The following is a 2942-nucleotide window of genomic DNA, read 5'->3' on the forward strand; positions in this document are numbered from 1 at the left end:
GTTTTTCTTTTAAATAGGAAATGAGCGCCCCGCCAGCGGTATCGCGGCTCTCAACAAAAACGCGTTGCCGGGAGCATCAATTCGGGACCAGTCGACCAAGATTAATGGATGCTTCATCGACCCTAGCAACGCCCGCAGGATCACCCAGTAGAACAGCGGGCGCTCTGCTCTGAGGTGTTGATTGCCCAGCAACCGATCAACCCGCTTTATCGCATGTTTGGGGTACGCCTGACCTGGCATAAAACGTCCGAGCGCTGTCAGCGTCAAGCGGCGGCCTTGCAGTAACGAACTGACACAACTCATCAGTGTTGTCAGGCGACGAGAATGGATTGAAGGCAGTGCTTGAGCGAGCGCTCTGTGTAAAAATCGGATGGCTTGCATGGGTCGGGGATCTTGTTTTTGTGTGGTGCAAACCAAGTTGCCGACTCATGCAGGCTTCTTCAATAATTCCAACTTCTTGATTTTTCGTAAGAAAAATCGGGGGTTCCTCAGGGTCTGACCCCATTTTTCCAAACTAACGGCGATACGAGGAAATCAACGCTTTTGCAATTACACTTTCTGCCAAGGAACCAGCTTCCAACTCAGCTAACTCATCCAAGGAAATGAAATTAGCATTTAAATAATTATAGAGTCTTGTTTTTCGATCTACACCCCTCAAAGCAATAACGCCATACTCTTCGTTCGCGCTTTCATACGCAAGCCAATCAAATCTCCCATTACATATAATAATCGGATACCCAACAGTACCTTTAAAAAAATCTTCGAACCCTTTAGTTATCCAGCAAGCGTCTTTACCCGCATCACTTCCACCAATAGAGAAGCAGGAACCAGCTAACTGTTCGCCTCCTGAAAACTTTATAAAGACATCCGATTCAAAACTACAAAGGCTTTCAGAAATCAACCCCAAAAAAAGCTCATGAAAATCAAGCAGCGGTCGCTCAAAAAACCAAAATGACAGATTTTCCGCAAAATAGATATTCTTCGGTAAGTCTTTATCGAAATCAACGACACCTGACAATTTGTCGAGAAATAGAGACAATTCCAAACCTTCAATTTTCAAAACCGCCATAACTATTTCCCTGAAAATCTAATTTTTACGATTGGTTTTTTTATGCCTTCCATACTTAATGACGCTGAAGGCTGCCCGGTGGACGTTGAAGATGGATAAAATCGATATGTTTTATCACCGTTAGTTAGCACAGTGACTGAGCCATCCTTAGAAAACGTTTTCTTGTAGCCACTAGATTCAAGTGTTTTCATAGCACTTCCCTGACTAATATTTGCCTCAATCTGCCCCGCACTATTTCGGGTAGCCTTCGGTAAAAATTCAATCAGTGTAGCTTTTGGGCTTGAAGACCCAGCAGCCGATCTTCCCACTAACGCCATCGCACCGGCCACACCCAGACCAGTAAGAATATTAGCTTTCTCACCCGGCTCCAGCTTATGCCCATACATCCGATCCACCCAAGTGGTGGAAGCGTTCCAACGATCAAGATCGGCAGCTTCCTGCGGCGTCAGCCAACCCTCTTTCAGGCTCTTGGCAAACGCTACCTGTTTGTCCATCGCAAACATATCTCCCCACCCACTCGGGTTCGGGGACAGCGACATGGGCTCGCCAGGGTTACCTTGCAGCAAGCCAGGCACATCATAGGTGGTTTGTCGCAGTAACTTCAGCAGCTCCTGGGCAACCGGATCGTCCATTCGAATAGAGCTATTGACGATATCGTCTACGCAACTGCGCGTCTTGCATGACTTGATGGGGTCGGAATTTTCAGCAGACAGTTTCTCGTATTTACCCAGAATGCCTTTAAGCTTGTCTTCGCCGCAGGTCTTCGTTGCACGGCAATCCTTGATTTCCTTAAGCAGACCTTCAGCCTCAGCATGCTTGAGGTTGTTATATACAGTGGCCTGTTGGGCTACCCACGCGGCCTTTTCCTGAGCCTTTTCGTCACCACCTGCAGCCGCTGCGACCGTCATCCCCACCAACTGAGACGTCATCGCCAATAGGCGTTCATGCTGGTCTCCAGGGAAAATCTTGTCACCAACCAAGCTAATCAGCGCTTCGTTAGCACCCGCGGCCAAAGCAGCGGTGCGGAAATCTCCACCCGCCGCCTCGCCAATCAATCCGCCGACAATGGCGTGTACCGCTACTTTTGTGGAGAGGTTAGTTCCAAGAAGTGCATCACCTACCTTGTTATAAATGGCTCCGCTCAAGCCATCTGCCGCCATCCCGATTGCGGCCTGCACGACGTTATCTTTAAATTTCCCACCGTTAGCCACTGTATTCAGAGCAGAGCGTACGGCGAGTTGAGTGCCTAGGCTATCTGGCACATACCCGCCACTGATGCCTGAAACAACGTAACCCTTCAGCGCTTGACTGGATGTCACATCCTTAACAACGGCACCCAGGTTTCCCTTATTGTTTATCGCGCTGATCACTGCGCCGCTGGTTGCCGAACCAATCACGGCTGTTGCTGCAAGATTTCCCCAACCGGCACCAACGAACGTGCCCGCAGTTGCCCCGACAGTGGAGATCCCTCCTGCCGCCATGGCAGTACCGGACCCGGCCGTGGCGCCCGCGGCGCCGCCAGCCATCACGCTCCCAGCTCCCGCAGTCAATGCCGTCACGATGATAATAATCGCCAGCATCGCGCCCTGCCCAAGCCCGGAATGGCTGTACTTGAACGAGTCATGCATTTCCTGCACTTGCCGCCAGTCCACATCCCCACGCTTCTCAGCGTCTTTTAGCCAAGCAAGCTGCGGATCTGCCTTGACCATCACGTCGATGGTCTCGCTGACGGAGTGCTGGTCGATTTTCTTGATATCAATCTTCAGACCATCCACTGCCTGGATGGCTACTTTCCCCTGCGCAACCATTTGAGTCTGGCGCAGCGTCTCGTCTGTATTACCCTTACCTTTGGCACTGTTCCACGCAAGGTCAC

General features: G+C 50.4%; 2 protein-coding genes and 1 pseudogene. All 3 read right to left on the reverse strand.

The features are described 5' to 3' along the window. Window positions 1–12 precede the first annotated feature (12 nt). Window positions 13–381 (reverse strand): annotated as a pseudogene (locus tag A7D21_RS35045) (IS4 family transposase); the annotation flags it as partial. Between the two features lie 133 nt (window positions 382–514). Continuing rightward, window positions 515–1069, reverse strand: a complete 555-nt coding sequence (locus tag A7D21_RS33830) for a hypothetical protein (RefSeq protein ID WP_069553838.1) — start codon at window positions 1067–1069, stop codon at window positions 515–517. A gap of 2 nt (window positions 1070–1071) precedes the next feature. Beyond that, window positions 1072–2942, reverse strand: a 1871-nt coding sequence (locus tag A7D21_RS33835; RefSeq protein ID WP_171902674.1) for a DUF637 domain-containing protein, incomplete at its 5' end; no start/stop codon positions are given.

The organism is Pseudomonas sp. AP19 (assembly GCF_001728855.1).
In the GTDB taxonomy this organism is placed as follows: domain Bacteria; phylum Pseudomonadota; class Gammaproteobacteria; order Pseudomonadales; family Pseudomonadaceae; genus Aquipseudomonas; species Aquipseudomonas fluorescens.

Coding starts and splice junctions, on each gene's coding strand:
- A7D21_RS33830 (WP_069553838.1), bottom strand. CDS start 1,069: ATGGCGGTTTTGAAAATTGAAGGTTTGGAATTGTCTCTATTTCTCGAC.